Below are 16,748 nucleotides of genomic sequence, written 5' to 3'. Positions count from 1 at the left end.
CACTCAGTCGGCCTTCACGGCGAGCACCGGGCAGGGCACCCGGAGCAGGATCTCCTGCGCGGTCGAGCCCATGATCAGCTTGCCGACCGGGGTGCGGTGCCGGATGCCGATCACGACCAGCGACACGTCCTCCGTCTCGGCGATCTCGGCGATCTCCTCCGCGGCGTCCCGCCCCCGCATGAGCTGCCGGACGTCGTGCGGCACCCCGGCGGCGACCAGCTCGCGGACCACCCGGTCCAGGTCGGGCTCCTGAGCGAGCCGCGGGTCGACGTACGCGTCGCCGCGCGAGGTGTTCACCACCAGCACCGGCTCGTCGCGGAACCGGGCCTGCTCGATCGCGGCCCGCAGGGCCGCCTCGCCCAGCGGCGAGGGGACGTACCCCACCAGCACCGTCATGCCGTCACCACCCTTTCCCGCAGCGGACGGACCACGAACCGGCCGATCAGCGGCCAGAGGAGCACCACGGCGATCGTGGCGTAGATCAGCCAGGACACCCAGCCGCCGATCAGGCCGTGCAGCTCACCGCCGGAGAGCTGCAACGCGCGCCGGCCCTGCAACTCGGCACGCGGGCCGAGGATGACGCCGACGATCAGCGGCAGGATCGGCAGCCCGAAGCGGCGCATGCCGAAGCCGAGCAGGCCGAGGGCGAGCAGCAGGTACAGGTCGAACGGCTGCGCGTTGACCGCGTACGCGCCCATCGAGGCGAAGAAGAGGATCCCGGCGTAGAGGTAGGGGCGCGGGATCCGCAGCAGCCGCGCCCAGGCCGGGGCGAGCGGCAGGTTGAGCACCAGCAGCAGCAGGTTGCCCACGAACAGGCTCGCGATCAGCGTCCAGACCAGGCTCGACTCGCGGGTGAAGAGCAGCGGGCCGGGCTGGATGCCGTACCCCTCGAAGGCGGCAAGCATCACCGCGGCGGTGGCGTTGGTCGGCAGGCCGATCGCCAGCATCGGCACCAGCGTGCCGGCGGCCGAGGCGTTGTTCGCGGCCTCCGGCCCGGCGACGCCCTCGATCGCGCCCCGGCCGAACTCCTCCGGGTGCTTCGTGAGCTTCTTCTCGGTGACGTACGACAGGAAGGTGGGGATCTCCGCCCCGCCCGCCGGCACCGCGCCGAACGGGAACCCGAACGCCGTGCCGCGCAGCCACGGCTTCCAGGACCGCTTCCAGTCCTGCTTCCCCAGCCACGGCTGTCCCACCGGGATCACCTCGCCGGACTTGCGGCGCAGGTGCGCGGCGATCCACAGCGCCTCGCCCACGGCGAAGATGCCGACCGCCACCACGACCACGTCGATGCCGTCGGCGAGCTGCGGCAGCCCGAAGGTGAGCCGCTGCTGGCCGGACTGGTCGATGCCGATCACGCCGATCACCAGGCCGAGCAGCAGCGAGGCGAAGCCGCGTACCCGGGACGCGCCGAGCACCGCGGTGACGGACACGAACGCCAGCAGCATGAGCGCGAAGTAGTCGGGTGCGCCGAGGCTGATCGCGAACTGCACGACCGGCGGCGTGACCACCACCAGCAGCACGGTGGCGATGGTGCCGGCGACGAACGACCCGATCGCGGCGGTGGCCAGCGCCTGGGCGGCCCGGCCCGCCTTCGCCATCTTGTTGCCCTCGATGGCGGTCACCACCGACGAGGACTCGCCGGGGGTGTTCAGCAGGATCGAGGTGGTCGAACCGCCGTACATGCCGCCGTAGAAGATGCCGGCGAACATGATGAACGCCTGGGCCGGCTCCATCCCGTAGGTGACCGGCAGGAGCAGCGCCACGGTCATGGCCGGGCCGATGCCGGGCAGCACGCCCACGGCGGTGCCGATGGTCACCCCGATCAGCGCGAACAGCAGGTTCATCGGGGTCAGTACGTTGGCGAACCCGTCGAGCAGGTTGGCGAAGTTGTCCATCTACAGGATCCCTTGCAGCACGCCGGCGGGCAGGTCGACGCCCAGCCCGATGGCGAAGGTGTAGAACGTGATCAACGACAGCGCGACGGCGATCAGCAGGTTGCGCACGTAGTGCCGGTTGCCCAGCGCGTAGGCCGAACCCCAGAAGAGGATCGTCCCGCTGATCACCCAGCCGAGCCGGTCGATGAGCACGGCGTTGACCAGGAACGCGCCGACAAGCAGCAGCACGGTGCGCCAGTCGATCGGAAGGCTCAGGTCGACGTCCTCGCCGGCCTCCGGCTCCCCGGCGCCGCCGCGGGCCACGTCCACCGCGTAGATCACCGCGATGACGAGCAGCAGCACGCCGAGCAGGATCGGCACCGGCTTCGGGCCGATCGGGTCGGCGGTGTTGATCGCGCTCCCGATCCGGGTTGTCGCGTCGAAGATGACCAGCGCGCCGACCAGGGCGAGAAACGCCACCACGCCGTACTGGGCCCGGTCCGGGTGCCGGACGGCGTCCGCCTCCGTGGCTGCCGCCGGGTCGGTTCCGGCCGTCGTCGCCGGCCCGTCGGGCGTACGCTCCGCGCCCGTCGCCGTCGCGTCGGCCGTGGCCGGCGGTGTCGGCGCGGCCTCAGGAGGCGCGGTGGCCTCCGGGCCCGGCTGCGCCGGGATGTCCGGTACGACCGGGGGCCGGGGCGGCAGGTCGCCGCCCCGGTCCGGTCGCGTCGTCATGCCGCTCATGCCAACCCGAGCTGCTTGAGCACGTCTGCCACGGCCTTGTCCTGCTCGGTGAGGAAGGTGCCGAACTCGTCACCGGTGAGGAACGCGTCGGTCCAGCCGCGCTTCTTCAGCTCGGCCTTCCACTCCTCCGAGTCGTGCATCTTGGTCAGCACGTCGATCCAGACCTTCTTGTCGGCGTCGCTGATGCCGGGGGGCGCCACGATGCCCCGCCAGTTGGTGAAGACCAGGTCGATGCCGGCGGACTTCAGGGTCGGCACGTCCTTGAGCGCCTCGATCGGGGCCTCGCTGGTCACCGCGAGGACCCGGATCTGGCCGGCCTCGACCTGGTCGAGGAACTCGCCGAAGCCGCTGGCGCCGAAGGCCACCTTGCCGCCGAGCACGGCCGGCAGCAGCTCGCCGCCGCCGTCGTACGAGACGAAGTTGACCTGCTTGGGGTCGATGCCGACGGTCTTGGCGAGCTGCATGGGCAGCAGGTGGTCCGGGCCGCCGGGCGACGAGCCGCCGCCGACCGCGATCCCCTTCGGGTTGGCCTTCCACGCCGCGACCAGGTCGTTGATGGTCTTGTACGGGGAGTCCTTCGGCACCACGATGGCGCCGGCCTCCTCGATGAGCTTGGCCAGCGGGGTGGTCTGGGTCAGCGTCGCCGCCGACTTGGAGGTGTACGAGGCACCGACGACGCCCAGGCCCATCTGCATGGCCAGCTTGCCGTTGCCCTTCTCGTTCACGGTCCGCTGGAGGCCGACCGTGCCGCCCGCGCCGGGCAGGTTGAACACCTGCACGCCGGTGGCGATCTTGGCGTCCTCCATCACCTTCGCGGCGGTCCGGGCCGTGGTGTCGTATCCGCCGCCGGGGGTGTTCGGCACCATGATCCGCAGTCCGCTGACCGGCTTGCCGTCGTTGCCGGAGCCGCCCTCGTTCTTGTCGGCGGTGGCGCCACAGGCAGCCAGGGCCAGCGCCGTGGCGGCGGCGACCCCCATGACCAGCACGTTTCTCCTAGTTGCCATCTTGTTTCTCTTCCGTTTCGAATGAGTCCAGCGGCAAGATGGTGGCCTCCACCCGGGCAGCTTGTCTGCGTTGTGTCACCAGCGGAAGTTGAGGTCTTTGTGGTCGCGGTCACGTCCCGGCGCCGTACGCTCGCCGGGCAGTTGCTGATCCTCCAGCTCGCGATCATCGTCGTGGTGCTGGTGGCGGTGGCCGCCGTCTCGCTGGCGCAGTCGGCGGCGACCTTCAACCGGGTCGAGGGTCGCCGCGTCGCCGCTCTGGGCGAGCGGCTCGGCGGCAGCCCCCTGCTCCGCGACCAGCTCGACCAACCGGCACCCGGCGAGGCGATCGCCCCGCTGGTGCAGAGCATCCCCGACCAGTACGGCGTCACGTCGGTGACCGTCGCCAACGCCCGGGGCCGGGTGGTCGCCTCGACGAACCCGACGCTGGTGGGCAGCCCGGTCAGGCTCGGCGACCCGGACGTGGCGCAGGGCCGGAGCTGGTTCGGCGAGCTGGAGATCGACGGGTCGCAACAGCTCGTGGCCCAGGTGCCGGTGCTCGGTGACGACCCGAAGACCAAGAAGAACCTCGGCCGGTACCTCGGTGTGGTGGTGGTCGGCGAGGCGTCGCCGACCTGGTCCCAGCGGCTGGTCGGGGCGTCGTCGTACCTGTTGACCTATCTGGGCATCGCCTGCGGTCTCGGGGTTGTCGGGTCGTGGCTGCTGGCCCGCCGGATCAAGCGGCAGACCCTCGGCCTGGAGCCCCGCGAGATCGCCGGGCTGGCCGAGCACCGGGAGGCGCTGCTGCACGGCATCGCCGAGGGGGTGATCGCGCTCGACCCGCAGCACCGGGTCACCCTGGTCAACGCGGTCGGCCGGCGGCTGCTCGACCTGCCCGAACACTGCCTCGGCCGCAGCCTCGCCGAGCTGCGGATCAACGGCCGGCTGCGGGACGTGCTGGCCGGCGCGGGCAGCGGACCGGAGGCCCGGGACCAGGTGGTGGTCCGGGGCGGCCGGGTGCTGGTGATGAACCGGATGACGGTCCGCAAGGACGGCCGCCGGCTCGGCTCCGTCACCACCCTGCGGGACCGGACCGAGCTGGCTCGCCTGGAGCAGGAGATCGGCGGTTTCCGCAGCACCACCGAGCTGCTCCGGGCGCAGACCCACGAGTTCGCCAACCAGTTGCACACCATCTCCGGGCTCATCCAGATCGGCGAGCACGACGAGGTGGTCCGGTACGTCGACGCGCTGAGCCGCCACCGCGCCTCACTCGACCTCACGGTGACCAGCCGGATCCACGACACGGCCGTGGCGGCGCTGCTCATGGCGAAGTCGGCGGTCGCCGCCGAACGCCGGGTGGAGCTGCGGGTCTCGGAACGGACCGGACTGGACCGGCTGCCCCCGGAGCTGGCCGCCGACGTGGCCACCGTGCTCGGCAACCTGCTGGACAACGCGGTCGAGGCGGTGGCCGGCCACACGTCCGACCGCCCCGCCTGGGTCGAGGCCGAGCTGCGCCAGGACGCCGCCTCGGTGGAGATCGTGGTCCGCGACTCAGGCCCCGGGGTGGCGCCGGAGCTGGCGCAGGAGGTGTTCACCCACGGCTTCACCACCAAGGCGGCCGAGGGCGGCGAGCGCGGCATCGGCCTCGCACTGACCCGGCTGGTCTGCCACCGCCGCGGCGGCGAGGTCGCGGTGACCAACACCGACGAGGGCGCGATGTTCACCGCGCGGATGTCGGTGCCCGCGACCGTGGGGCAGGAGGCACGATGATCGACGTACTCGTGGTCGACGACGACTTCATGGTGGCCCGGATCCACCGCGGCTTCGTCGAGCGGATCGACGGCTTCCGGGTCGTCGGCACCGCCAGCACCGGCGAGGAGGCGGTGGCCGCTGTCGACCGGCTCCGCCCCGACCTCGTCCTGCTCGACCTCTACCTGCCCGACATGTTCGGCCTCGACGTGGTGACCCGGATCCGGGCCGCCCGGCACGACTGCGACGTACTCGTGATCAGCGCCGCCCGGGAGGCGGAGGCGGTCCGCCGGGCGGTCCGCTACGGCGCGGTCAACTACCTGCTCAAGCCGTTCGGCTTCGACGAGCTGCGCACCCGCCTGGAGCAGTACGCGGCCCGCCGCACCGCGCTGCGCGCGGCCGTCGTCGCCGACCAGGCGGACGTCGACCGGGTGCTGTCCCGCAGCGGCTCGCCGGCCGCCACGGCGACCCTGCCCCGCGGCCTCAGTCCGGAGACCGCCGAGCTGGTGGAACGCGCCCTGCGCGAGCACGAGGGGACGCTGTCGGCAAGCGAGTGCGCCGACCGGGTCGGCATCTCCCGGGTCAGCGCCCGCCGCTACCTGGAGCACTACGCCAGCAGCGGGCGCGCCGAGGTGACCCTCAGGTACGGCGCGGCCGGGCGCCCCGAGCGCCGCTACACCTGGCTGGCCTGACCCGGCCCGGCTCGACGCCACCCGCGTCGGTGCGGTGCTGACCCAGCAGCCGCGGCGACCAGGGGCGGGCCGTACCGGCTGAGCCGGCGGCGATGTCGGCCAGCGCGGCGGCTCAGCCGATGGCGGCGTCGACCAGGGCGCGGGCGGTGCGCTTGGCCGCCTCGGCGACCGCCGGGTCGGCGTCCAGCACGCCGCCGGCCAGGCCACCGTCGAGCAGCAGGGTGAGCTGGCGGGCCAGCAGGTCGGGATCGGCCGCCCCGGCCCGTCGGGCCAGGTCGGTCACCCAGGCCCGGACGACGTTCTTGTGCTCGACGGTACGGGCGTGCACCGGGCTGCCGGCCGGTGACTCGGCGGCGGTGTTGATGAACGCACAGCCGTGGTAACCCTCCCGCCGGCAGGCGCCGCCGAGCGCGTCGAACATGCCGACGAGCTGCTCCCGGGGTTCGTCCCCGGCGTCCCGGGCGGCGGCCCGCAGCGCGCCGAACCAGGCCTGGTCGACCTTGTCCAGGTACGCCAGCACCAGATCGTCCTTGCTGGGGAAGTGCTTGTAGAGGGTGGCCTTGGCGACGCCCGACTCGGCGATCACCGTGTCCACGCCGACGCCGCGCGGCCCGTGCGCGTAGAAGAGCCGGAACGCGGTGTCCAGGATGCGCTCCCGGGCGGAGCCGGCGGGGGTACGAGCCATCAGCCCAGCTTACAGACCGGTACGTCTGCCCGGTCGCCGCGCTCGCCCGCCCGGAGGCATCGCGGTAGACAGACCTGTCTGTTAGTCTCGGTCGCACCGAGCGCGTCGCATCGGCGTCGCGCCATCTCCGGAGGACGGACTCGACATGCGCATCGCAGTACTGGGCACCGGCATGGTGGGTCGGGCGATCGCCGCGCGCGCGGCCGAGCTGGGGCACGATGTCACCGTGGGCACCCGCGACGTGGCGGCCACCCGGGCGGGCGACTGGGCCGACTGGGCCACCGCCCACACCGGCGTCGACCTGGCCGCTCATGCCGACGCCACCGCCGACGCCGAGCTGGTGGTGAACGCGACGAGTGGCGACGGCGCCCTCCCCGCGCTGACCGCCGCGGGCGAGGAGAACCTGGCCGGCAAGGTCCTGCTCGACATCGCCAACCCGCTCGACTTCAGCAAGGGCTTCCCGCCCACCCTGTCCGTGCTCAACGACGACTCGTTGGGCGAGCGGATCCAGCGGGCGTTCCCGCGTACCCGGGTGGTGAAGGCGCTCAACACCCTGACCGCCGACCTGATGACCCACCCCCGGCAGCTCGCCGACGGGGACCACACCGTCTTCGTCTCCGGCGACGACGCGGAGGCCAAGAAGGTGGTCACCGAGCTTCTCACCAGCTTCGGCCACACCGACGTGATCGACCTGGGCGACATCACCACCGCCCGGGGCACCGAGATGCTGCTACCGCTCTGGCTGCGCCTGTACGGGGGACTCGGCACCGCCCTGTTCAACATCAAGGTCGTCCGCTGACTCACGTCCTGTACGCCGAAGGCCGGCACCCGCTCGGGGTGCCGGCCTTCGTGATGTCAGCTGTTCCAGTTGTGGGCGACGATGTCGGCGGCCTGCTGCTCCCACTGCGCGTACGCATCCGGGTAGGCCGAGACCTGCACGGTCTGGGCGGCCTCGGTCAGCGGCATGTCCTGCCACCCGTCGACCTGCTTCAGACCCTTCAGGAAGGCGAGGGTGGAGTACTCCGGGTCGGTGATCTGCTCCGGCGTGCCCCAACCCGAGCTCGGGCGCTGCTGGAACAGGCCCAGCGAGTCATGGTCGTTGCGGTCGCCGAGGTGACCCAGGTTCTCCAGCTTCGACTCCTGCAGGCTGGTGGCGATCGAGATGACCGCCGCCCGCTCCGGCAGACCGGCCTTCTTCGTGGCGGCGATGATCGCCTTGGCGTTGGCGGTCTGCTCGTCGTTCAGGTCGATCTTCGACTGCGCACCCTGCACCGACACGGCCACCGGCTTGGTGGTGCTCACCGGCTCCGCGGCGTGAGCGGCGATCGGACCGGCGAAGACACCACCGGTGAAGGCCAGACCAGCAATACCGAGAACGCTCTTACGCAGCATCGTGTTCATGGGGGAAAGCTCCTTGGGGGTTGGCGCACCACGCCGATGGGGGTCAGCGTGTGCGCAAGCACCGTCAGGCGCTCAAAAGGGGAAAGTCTTGGGGGATCATCCGGCGTGCGGGGCGGGGCCTCTTCGTCGCGCCGGGACCATGTACAACGACCGGCGACCCGCCATCATTCCGGGCCCGACCACCCCGCCTGGCGGGGCGCCTTCCTCGGTCGTTCACGGGGATACAACGACCCCGGCCCGCCGACCATTCCGCCGCCAGAGTGCCGCCGACCACCCTCGGAACGGACACCCGGCACAGCACACCCCGGTCGGTGGAACGCCATGGGTGTATCCGGACACCGGAGACACCCATGGCGTTCCACCCAACGGTCGGGGTCCGCACGAAAGCGGACATTGGGTCCCACTCCGGGCCGGCCCGGCGCGTTCATCGGGCCACCGGTAGCCGGGCGGAGCCCGGTGGGGCCGGCGCTCTGCGTACCCCTTGGGGTTATCGGGCTTGGTACCAGCGAGCAAGGCCGCGGCGCGAACCCGTCACGGTTCGAACTTGTAGCCCAGGCCGCGGACGGTGACGATGTAGCGCGGGGCGGACGGCTCCGGCTCGACCTTGGAGCGCAGCCGCTTGACGTGCACGTCCAGGGTCTTGGTGTCGCCCACGTAGTCGGCGCCCCAGACCCGGTCGATGAGCTGACCGCGGGTGAGCACCCGGCCGGCGTTGCGGAGCAGCAGCTCCAGCAGCTCGAACTCCTTGAGCGGGAGCTGCACGCCGGCGCCGTCCACGGTCACGACGTGCCGTTCGATGTCCATGCGGACCGGCCCGGCGGCCAGCGTGGGCGCACCCGACTCGGCGGCCTCGGCGCTCTGCCGGCGCAGCACGGCCCGGATGCGGGCGACCAGCTCGCGCGGCGAGTACGGCTTCGTGACGTAGTCGTCGGCCCCGATCTCCAGGCCGACCACCTTGTCGATCTCACTGTCCCGGGCGGTGACCATGATGATCGGCACGTGGGACCGCTGCCGGAGCTGCCGGCAGACCTCGGTGCCCGACATCTCCGGCAACATCAGGTCGAGCAGCACGATGTCGGCGCCGGTCCGGTCGAACTCGGTGAGGGCGGAGGGACCCGTCGCGGCGACGGAGACCTCGAAACCCTCCTTGCGGAGCATGTAGGACAGGGCGTCGGAGAACGATTCCTCGTCCTCCACCACCAGTACGCGGCTCAACGGGGTGTTTCCTTTCCTGTCGGTCAGACCTGCCGGAGCTCGGCCGGGCCGGCCTCGATCTCAGCGGACGAGAGTGTCGCCTCCAGGTCGTCCGGGGGGCGGGCGGGCAGCCGGAGGGTGAACGTCGACCCCCCACCAAGAGTGCTCGACACATCCACCCGACCGCCATGGTTGCTGGCGATGTGTTTGACGATGGCCAGGCCCAGGCCGGTGCCGCCGGTGGCCCGGGACCGGGCCTGGTCGGCCCGGTAGAACCGCTCGAAGATCCGGTCGACCTCGTTCGGGGCGATGCCGATGCCCTGGTCGGCGACGGCGATCTCGACGTGCTCGTCGGTGGTCCGTGCGGTCACCCGGACGGTGGTGTCCTCGGCCGAGTAGTTGATCGCGTTCTCCACGAGGTTCGCCACGGCGGTGGCGAGCTGGCTGTCGCTGCCGTACGCGGTCAGCCCCCGCTGCCCGTCGACGACGATCTCCACGTGCCGGGCGGTGGCCGCGGTGCGGGTCCGGTCGATCACCTCGGCGATCACCCAGTCCAGCGAGACGGGCTCGGGCGCGGGCTGCGGCTCGGCGCCCTGGAGTCGGGTGAGCTCCAGCAACTCCTGCACCAGCCGGCCGAGCCGGGTCGACTCGTGCTGGATCCGCTCGGCGAACCGCCGGGCGGCGACCAGATCCTCGGAGAGTTCGGCCGGCCCGTCACCGGCCGGTTCGGTGGCGTCGACAAGCGCCTCGGCGAGCAGTTGGAGGGCACCGATCGGGGTCTTCAGCTCGTGGCTCACGTTGGCCACGAAGTCCCGCCGGACCCGGGCCAGCCGGTGCGACTCGGTGACGTCGGCCGCCTCGATCGAGATGTAGCCGCCGCCCAGCCCCATGGCGCGCAGGTGCACGCCGAGCGGGTTGTCCCCCGCGCTGTCGCGGCCCCGCGGCAGGTCCAGCTCGATCTCGCGGCGCACGCCCGTGCGCCGGACCTGCCCGGCGAGGGTACGGATCAGCGGGTGCGCGGCGATGGAGCCGGGTGTGGCACCGGTGCGGAGCAGGCCCATGGCCCGGGCGGCCGGGTTCACGAGCACCGGCATGTCGTCCGGGTCGAGCACCACCACGCCGGCGCGCAGCGAGTCGACGGTCTTGCGGCCGAGCCCGGAGAGCCCGCCCTGCTGGTCGTCGGGAATCGCGGGCCTCCCTGAGCTGCGGAGGGAGGTCTGGCCTCCCGGCGGCACCGACCGGCGCCGCCACTGCTGGACGGGTCCGGACAGCAGGAGGCCGGCGACCAGCCCGGTCGCCAGCGCCACGGCCACCACGACCGCCACCGCCCATTCCACCCGGCGATCGTAGGGTCATTGTTAACCCGGCGATCGGTCAGAACGGGACGAACCACTCTCACTTCCGGGAATGTTCACTCGCGGGCCCCGCGTCGTTAACCCGCGTTCATCTCGACGCCGGTTCCCCCGGCCTACCGTGGGTCGCGCACCTGCTCACGCCGCACCTCGGCCCTTCCGGCCGGGACGGCGACAAACGACCCCAGGAAGTGACGATGCGCGACGAGTTCCGGGCCGACCTCCAGATTGTCAGCCAGCTGCTGGTGGACATGGCCGAGGGGGTGCGGGCGGCCATGCGGCAGGCCACCCGGGGCCTGCTCACCGCGGACCGCGCCGCGTCGGAGACGGTGATCGCGCGGGACGCCGAGATCGACGACCTGTACCGGCACGTGGAGGAGCGGGTCTGCGACCTGCTGGCCCGGCAGGCGCCGGTCGCCTCCGACCTGCGTGCCATGATCACCGCCCTGCACGTGGCCGCCGACCTGGAGCGGATGGGCGACCTGGCCGACCACGTCGCCAAGACGGCGCTGCGCCGGCACCCGTCGCCGGCGGTGCCGGCCGAGCTGCGCCCGGTCTTCACGGACATGGCCGCCATCGCGGACCGGATGGCCGAGAAGATCGCCTCGGTGCTCGCGAAGCCCGACGCCGACCTGGCAGCCGAGCTGGACCGTGACGACGACACCATGGACGACCTGCACAAGAGCCTCTTCGGCGTGCTGCTCGGCGACGACTGGCCGTACGGGGTGGAGACCGCCATCGACGCGACCCTGCTGGGCCGCTTCTACGAGCGCTTCGCCGACCACGCGGTGAACGCCGGCGAGCACGTGGTCTACCTGATCACCGGCGAGACGGCGCCCTCGGCCAGCTGACCCGGACACGACGAAGGCCCCCGGTCACCCGGGGGCCTTCGTCGTCGGCGTCAGCGGCCCTGGTTGGCGACCGCCGCGGCGGCCTCCTTGGCGGCCTCGGGGTCGAGGTAGGTGCCCCCGAGGACCTGCGGGCGCAGGTCGGGGTCGAGGTCGTAGCGGAGCGGGATGCCGGTGGGGATGTTCAGCTTGGCGATCGCCTCGTCGGAGATCTGGTCGAGGTGCTTGACCAGGGCGCGCAGCGAGTTGCCGTGCGCCGCCACCAGCACCGTCCGGCCGGCCAGGATGTCCGGCACGATCGAGTCGTACCAGTAGGGCAGCATCCGCTCGACGACGTCCTTGAGGCACTCGGTGCGCGGCATCAGCTCGGTCGGCAGCAGCGCGTACCGGGGGTCGCCGACCTGCGACCACTCGTCGGCGTCGTCGATGGGCGGCGGCGGCGTGTCGTACGACCGGCGCCAGAGCATGAACTGCTCCTCGCCGTACTCGTCAAGGGTCTGCTTCTTGTTCTTGCCCTGGAGGGCGCCGTAGTGGCGCTCGTTGAGCCGCCACGACCGGCGCACCGCGATCCAGTGCCGGTCGGCGGCGTTCAGCGCCAGCTCGGCGGTGCGGATCGCGCGGCGCAGCACGCTCGTGTGCACCACGTCGGGCAGCAGGTTGTGCTCGCGGAGCAGCTCGCCGCCGCGCCGCGCCTCGGTCTCGCCCTTGGCCGTCAGGTCGACGTCGACCCAGCCGGTGAAGAGGTTCTTGGCGTTCCAGTCGCTCTCGCCGTGCCGCAGCAGGACCAGCGTCCCGACGGTGGGCCCCTCGCTCGCAGTCATGCGGATCATCCTGCCGTACCGGCTCGGCGGACACGCGGGGACGGGTCGTGACGACCACCACGTGGAAAAGCTGATGACCGGCGTTCGGGGGCAGGACTAGGTTGTAAGGCGCTGAGGATAGCTCGGTCATTACCAATACGGGGGCGCGGGGATGCGGACGGTGCAGGGCTGGTTCCGGGACACCACAGGCGGGCTACCGAGGACCTTCTGGTACCTCTGGACCGGCACCCTGATCAACCGGCTCGGCTCGTTCGTCCTGGTCTTCCTGGCCATCTACCTCACCCAGGAACGCGACTTCTCGGCCTCACAGGCCGGCCTGGTCATCGGCCTCTGGGGCGTCGGCGGCGCGGTCGGCACCACGATCGGCGGCACCCTGACCGACCGGTGGGGACGCCGGCCCACCCTGCTCACCGCGCATCTCGGCGCCGCCACCATGATGGTCGCGCTCGGCCTGGCCCGGCCGCTCTGGGCGGTGGCGCTGGGCGCGCTGCTGCTCGGCACGTTCGCCGAGGCGGCCCGCCCGGCGTTCGGCGCCATGATGGTCGACGTGGTGCCGGAGAAGGACCGGCTGCGCGCCTTCTCGCTGAACTACTGGGCGATCAACCTGGGCTTCGCCTGCGCCGCCGTGCTGGCCGGCGTCGCCGCCCAGGCCGGCTACCTGCTGCTCTTCCTGGTCGACGCGGCGACCACGCTGATCACCGCGCTGATCATCTTCACCCGCGTCGGCGAGACCCGGTCGGCGCACGCCGGACCGGTGAGCAAGGGCGCCGCGGCCCCCGCGGGCGCCCTGCGGACCATCCTCACCGACCGGGTCTTCCTGGGCTTCGTGGCGCTCAACCTGTTCGGCGCGCTGGTCTTCCTCCAGCACATCTCGATGCTGCCGATCGCCATGGGCGACTCCGGGCTGAGCCCGGCCACCTACGGCTCGGTGATCGCGCTCAACGGGGTGCTCATCGTGGTCGGCCAACTCTTCGTGCCCAAGCTGATCAAGGGCCGGAGCCGCTCGCACGTGCTGGCGCTCGCCGCGCTGGTGACGGGCGTCGGCTTCGGGCTGACCGCGCTCGCCGACACCGCCTGGCTCTACGGCCTGACCGTGCTGATCTGGACGGTCGGCGAGATGCTCAACTCGCCGTCCAACGCCACCCTCATCGCCGAGCTCTCCCCCGCCGCGCTGCGCGGTCGCTACCAGGGGGCGTTCTCACTCTCCTGGCAGCTCGCCGGTGCGACCGCCCCGGTCCTCGGCGGCCTGGTCCGGGAGCACGCCGGCAACACGGCGCTCTGGCTCGGCTGCGCCGTCATCGGCGCCGTGATGGCGGTGGCCCACCTGATCTCCGGCCCGGCCCGGGAGCGGCGCGCGGCCCGGCTCCGCACCGCGGGCACCCCGGTCACGCCGGTCACCGTGGCCCGGACCCCGGTGCCGGAGGCGGCCGAGGCCGCGGCCACCGCACCCGCCGAGCCGGTCCGCGCCGGCTCCTGAGGTACGCCTTCCGGCGGTGGTGACCAGCGCCACCAGGCGAACGCCGGGCCGGGCCACTACGGTCGGCAGGGGCGGATCAGTTAACAAAGCTTCATGGAGGACGGGTGCGCGGCCTGCGGCGCTGGTGGGACGACACGGCCGGCGGGCTCCCCGCCACCTTCTGGTACCTCTGGTCCGGCCTGCTGATCAACCGTGCCGGCGCCTTCGCCATGCTCTTCCTGTCGCTCTACCTGACCGCCGCGCGGGGCGCCTCGGCGTCGCTGGCCGGCCTGGTGGTCGGGGCGTACGGGGCCGGCGGCGCGGCCGGCACGCTGCTCGGCGGGGTGCTGGCCGACCGGTGGGGCCGCCGGTCCACCCTGCTCGCCGCCCACCTGGGCGCGGCCGGGCTGATGGTGGGGCTGGCGTTCAGCCGGCACCTGGCGGTGATCGCCGTGCTGGCCGCGCTGGTCGGGATGGTGCACTCGATGCCCAGCCCGGCGTTCGTGGCCGCCATCGTGGACGTGGTGCCCGAGGCACGCCGCTCCCGCGCGTTCAACCTCCAGTTCTGGGCGTTCAACCTCGGCATGGCCGTGGCCTCGCTGCTGGCCGGTGTGCTCGCCGAGGCGAGCTTCCTGGCGCTGTTCCTGGTCGACGCCGCCGCGACGCTGGCGGCGGCCGTGGTCATCGCGCTGAAGGTCCCGGAGACCCTGACCCGCCGCCCGGCGGTCACCCCACGAGCGGTGGCGGGCCGGCGGCCCGGGCTGCACACGGCACTGACCGACCGCACCTTCCTGGCCTTCGTGGGGCTGACCTTCCTGCTGGCCGTGCTCACCATGCAGACCTCGACGATCATGCCGCTGGCGATGCGGGCCGACGGCCTGCGCCCCTCGGCGTACGGGCTGGTGGTGGCGCTCGGCGGCGCGCTCATCGTGGTCGGGCAGCTCTTCGTGCCCCGGCTCATCGAGCCGTACCGGAAGTCGACAGTGCTGGCGGTCTCCACCGGGCTCATGGCGCTCGGCTTCGGGGCGCTGACCGTCGCCGACGGTCTGCCGCTCTACCTGGGCGCCGCCGTGGTGTGGACGGTCGGGCAGATGCTCGCGGCGCCGCCGAACGCGCAGATCAACGCGGACCTCGCCCCGCCCGAGCTGCGCGCCCGCTACCAGTCGGTGTTCTACCTGACCTTCCCGGCAGCCTCCTTCGTGGCGCCGGCGCTGGGCGGGCTGAGCCTCCAGCATCTCGGCGAAGGGCACTGGCTCGTGGTGGGCGCCCTGGGCCTGGTCGCGGCGGCCGGTCACCTGCTGGCGGGGCCGCCGCGGGAACGGCGGGTCGCCGCGCTGCGGGTGGCCGCGGAACGGGGCGAGACGGTGTCGGCGGGGCGCTGAAGGTCCCCGGAACGGCGTCGAGCGCCCACCACGACCCCCGTCGTGATGGGCGCTCGCACCGTACGACCCGGCGGCGGCGGGCGACCCTCACCCCCGTAAGCGTCGCCCGCTCGCGCCGCCGGTTCCACGGGTGGCACCGTCCCCCAACGGTGTGCTCCACCCGATCCCTCGCGCCTCGCTTGCGCGGATCTGATCGATCCGCCGCTCCCCCGAACGTTTCCAAGCGTGGCGCGGTGCAATAAAGTTAGTTCGCCCGGATTCCGGATTCAACCCAGATTGCTGTCTTACCCGTCACAGCACCCGTGTCGGAAACCCGGCTGTCCCTGCTCCGGTCTCTTCGTTGGCCAACAGCGGGTTCCCGTCGACCATTCCCGTAAACCTCAGGCGTCCTCGCGATTCGGGTTCTCGGTCCGGAAGAAGTTGCTCTGCCGGCCGTCCCGCATCTGCTCCTGGTAGATCAGGTTCAGCCCGCGCGAGTCGAACGTCCGGAACCAGTCGTCCCAGCTCACCTCGCGGATCCGGCTGCTTTCCCGGTATCCGGGGATGTTGAACGTCAGCACCCCGGGACGGTCACCCCGCTCGGTTCCGGCGATGGTGGCCGGCTTGGCGTTGCGCGCCCGGGCCCACCGCTGGATGACCTCGTGGTTGGTCGTCACCAGGCTGCGCCCGGGACGTTCCGGACGGTCGTCCAGCGACGTGATCTGCTGGGACGAACCGACCGACCGGGAGGCGGACGCACCGCTCCGTACCTGGGTGGCCGTCGCGGCCGTGGCTCGCGCCAGGGCCGGTCCGGGAACGGCGGCCGCCTGCCTCGCCGGCACCGCCTTCGCCCGGGTGCCCGCGGCCTTCGTCGCCGGCGCCGCCTTCGCTGTCTTCTTCGCGGGCGCCGCCTTCGCGGTCTTCCTCGCGGGCGCGGCCTTCGCCCGTACGCCAGCGGCCTTCCTCGCCGGCGCGGCCTTCGCGGTCTTCTTCGCGGGCGCCTTCTTCGCGGGCGCCGTCTTCGCGGTCTTCTTCGCGGGCGCGGCCTTCGCCCGGGCGGTCGTCGTCTTCTTCGCCGGTGCGGCCTTCGCCCGGGCGGCCGTCGTCTTCTTCGCCGGCGCGGCCTTCGCCCGGGCGGCCGTCGTCTTCTTCGCCGGGGTCGCCTTCGCCCGGGCGCCGGTGGCCTTCGCGGCCGGCGCGGCCTTCGCCCGCGACGGCGCGGTCCGGCGCGCCGCGGTCGTCTTCTTCGCCGCCGCCGTCTTCTTCGTCGCCGACGGCCGGCCGGCCGGGCCGGTGCTCTTCCGGGCCGCACCGCCCTGTTCGGATCGCAGCCTCCGGACCAGGGTCTTCACCAGGTCCGGCTTGCGCATGGCGGAGAGCCCGGAGACCCCGCGCCGACGCAACTGGCCCCGGATGTCGTCGACCTTCATCCGGGAGATCTCGGATTCGGAGATGCCCGGCGTGTTCGCCGTCTGGTTGCCGGGCTGGCGTTTGGTCCTCGTCGCAGTCGTGCCGCGACTTGAGCTGTTGCGCTGAGCCATGGGACACGCTCCTCGACAGTCCGTCCTCGGCCCGCGGTGGGTCCCGATTTCGC

16 protein-coding genes and 1 pseudogene are annotated in these 16,748 nt (G+C 72.3%); 7 read left to right on the top strand and 10 right to left on the bottom strand.

Translation table 11 applies throughout. The annotated features are described in order from the left end of the window. Positions 1-3 precede the first annotated feature (3 nt). From GA0070603_RS22665 to GA0070603_RS22650, 4 genes are read right to left on the bottom strand one after another with little or no spacing between them, the layout of a single operon-like run. Positions 4-396: a universal stress protein gene (locus GA0070603_RS22665; protein ID WP_091317572.1), complete on the bottom strand. Its 393-nt coding sequence runs from the start codon at positions 394-396 to the stop codon at positions 4-6. After that, positions 393-1,895 (bottom strand): tripartite tricarboxylate transporter permease, encoded by a 1,503-nt coding sequence (locus GA0070603_RS22660; protein WP_091317570.1) that lies wholly within the window; start codon positions 1,893-1,895, stop codon positions 393-395. The genes GA0070603_RS22665 and GA0070603_RS22660 overlap by 4 nt, the downstream gene beginning before the upstream one ends. After that, positions 1,896-2,606 (bottom strand): tripartite tricarboxylate transporter TctB family protein, encoded by a 711-nt coding sequence (locus GA0070603_RS22655; protein WP_244282589.1) that lies wholly within the window; start codon positions 2,604-2,606, stop codon positions 1,896-1,898. Between the two features lie 5 nt (positions 2,607-2,611). Then, positions 2,612-3,619: a Bug family tripartite tricarboxylate transporter substrate binding protein gene (locus GA0070603_RS22650; RefSeq protein WP_091317564.1), complete on the bottom strand. Its 1,008-nt coding sequence runs from the start codon at positions 3,617-3,619 to the stop codon at positions 2,612-2,614. A gap of 99 nt (positions 3,620-3,718) precedes the next feature. Between GA0070603_RS22650 and GA0070603_RS22645 the strand changes: the two genes are divergently transcribed. Together GA0070603_RS22645 and GA0070603_RS22640 are read left to right on the top strand one after the other, a co-directional pair. Further along, positions 3,719-5,365 carry a sensor histidine kinase gene (locus GA0070603_RS22645; protein WP_208862936.1) on the top strand — a complete coding sequence of 549 codons (1,647 nt, stop codon included), beginning with the start codon at positions 3,719-3,721 and terminating at the stop codon, positions 5,363-5,365. Beyond that, a complete protein-coding gene (locus GA0070603_RS22640) occupies positions 5,362-6,036 on the top strand; it encodes a response regulator (protein WP_091317559.1) in 675 nt (224 codons plus the stop codon). The genes GA0070603_RS22645 and GA0070603_RS22640 overlap by 4 nt, the downstream gene beginning before the upstream one ends. A gap of 112 nt (positions 6,037-6,148) precedes the next feature. Here the strand turns inward: GA0070603_RS22640 and GA0070603_RS22635 are convergent, their stop codons facing one another. Continuing rightward, entirely contained in the window at positions 6,149-6,721 is a 573-nt protein-coding gene (locus GA0070603_RS22635; protein ID WP_091317557.1) for a TetR/AcrR family transcriptional regulator, read from the bottom strand. Positions 6,722-6,866: 145 nt separating this feature from the next. Between GA0070603_RS22635 and GA0070603_RS22630 the strand changes: the two genes are divergently transcribed. Further along, a complete protein-coding gene (locus tag GA0070603_RS22630) occupies positions 6,867-7,520 on the top strand; it encodes an NADPH-dependent F420 reductase (protein WP_091317555.1) in 654 nt (217 codons plus the stop codon). 56 nt (positions 7,521-7,576) lie between these two features. Here GA0070603_RS22630 and GA0070603_RS22625 read toward each other — a convergent pair whose 3' ends face one another. From GA0070603_RS22625 to GA0070603_RS22615, 3 genes are all read right to left on the bottom strand, one after another. Further along, on the bottom strand, positions 7,577-8,122 hold the full coding sequence (locus tag GA0070603_RS22625; protein ID WP_091317553.1) for a hypothetical protein: 546 nt from the start codon (positions 8,120-8,122) through the stop codon (positions 7,577-7,579). 531 nt (positions 8,123-8,653) lie between these two features. Continuing rightward, the gene (locus GA0070603_RS22620; protein WP_091317550.1) at positions 8,654-9,337 is read right to left on the bottom strand and encodes a response regulator; all 684 of its coding nucleotides are present in this window, start codon (positions 9,335-9,337) and stop codon (positions 8,654-8,656) included. 23 nt (positions 9,338-9,360) lie between these two features. Then, the gene (locus GA0070603_RS22615) at positions 9,361-10,653 is read right to left on the bottom strand and encodes a sensor histidine kinase (RefSeq protein ID WP_208862935.1); all 1,293 of its coding nucleotides are present in this window, start codon (positions 10,651-10,653) and stop codon (positions 9,361-9,363) included. 212 nt (positions 10,654-10,865) lie between these two features. Between GA0070603_RS22615 and phoU the strand changes: the two genes are divergently transcribed. Continuing rightward, positions 10,866-11,519, top strand: a complete 654-nt coding sequence (gene phoU / locus GA0070603_RS22610; RefSeq protein WP_091317545.1) for a phosphate signaling complex protein PhoU — start codon at positions 10,866-10,868, stop codon at positions 11,517-11,519. A gap of 50 nt (positions 11,520-11,569) precedes the next feature. On the opposite strand, the gene GA0070603_RS22605 is transcribed toward phoU, so the two are convergent. Continuing rightward, the gene (locus GA0070603_RS22605) at positions 11,570-12,337 is read right to left on the bottom strand and encodes a phosphoglyceromutase (protein WP_091317543.1); all 768 of its coding nucleotides are present in this window, start codon (positions 12,335-12,337) and stop codon (positions 11,570-11,572) included. Between the two features lie 151 nt (positions 12,338-12,488). On the opposite strand from GA0070603_RS22605, the gene GA0070603_RS22600 reads away from it, so the two are divergent. Together GA0070603_RS22600 and GA0070603_RS22595 are read left to right on the top strand one after the other, a co-directional pair. Continuing rightward, entirely contained in the window at positions 12,489-13,814 is a 1,326-nt protein-coding gene (locus GA0070603_RS22600) for an MDR family MFS transporter (RefSeq protein WP_091317540.1), read from the top strand. 104 nt (positions 13,815-13,918) lie between these two features. Further along, positions 13,919-15,175 carry an MFS transporter gene (locus GA0070603_RS22595; protein ID WP_091317538.1) on the top strand — a complete coding sequence of 419 codons (1,257 nt, stop codon included), beginning with the start codon at positions 13,919-13,921 and terminating at the stop codon, positions 15,173-15,175. A gap of 380 nt (positions 15,176-15,555) precedes the next feature. Here GA0070603_RS22595 and GA0070603_RS32665 read toward each other — a convergent pair. Then, positions 15,556-15,924, bottom strand: a pseudogene (locus GA0070603_RS32665) (hypothetical protein); the annotation flags it as partial. Between GA0070603_RS32665 and GA0070603_RS32660 the strand changes: the two are divergent. Next, positions 15,872-16,690, top strand: a complete 819-nt coding sequence (locus GA0070603_RS32660) for a hypothetical protein (RefSeq protein WP_244282587.1) — start codon at positions 15,872-15,874, stop codon at positions 16,688-16,690. The pseudogene GA0070603_RS32665 and the gene GA0070603_RS32660 overlap by 53 nt on opposite strands. The last annotated feature ends 58 nt before the right edge of the window (positions 16,691-16,748 follow it).

Source organism: Micromonospora chersina, from assembly GCF_900091475.1.
GTDB lineage: Bacteria > Actinomycetota > Actinomycetes > Mycobacteriales > Micromonosporaceae > Micromonospora > Micromonospora chersina.
This window is presented reverse-complemented; position numbering and strand designations above follow the sequence as displayed.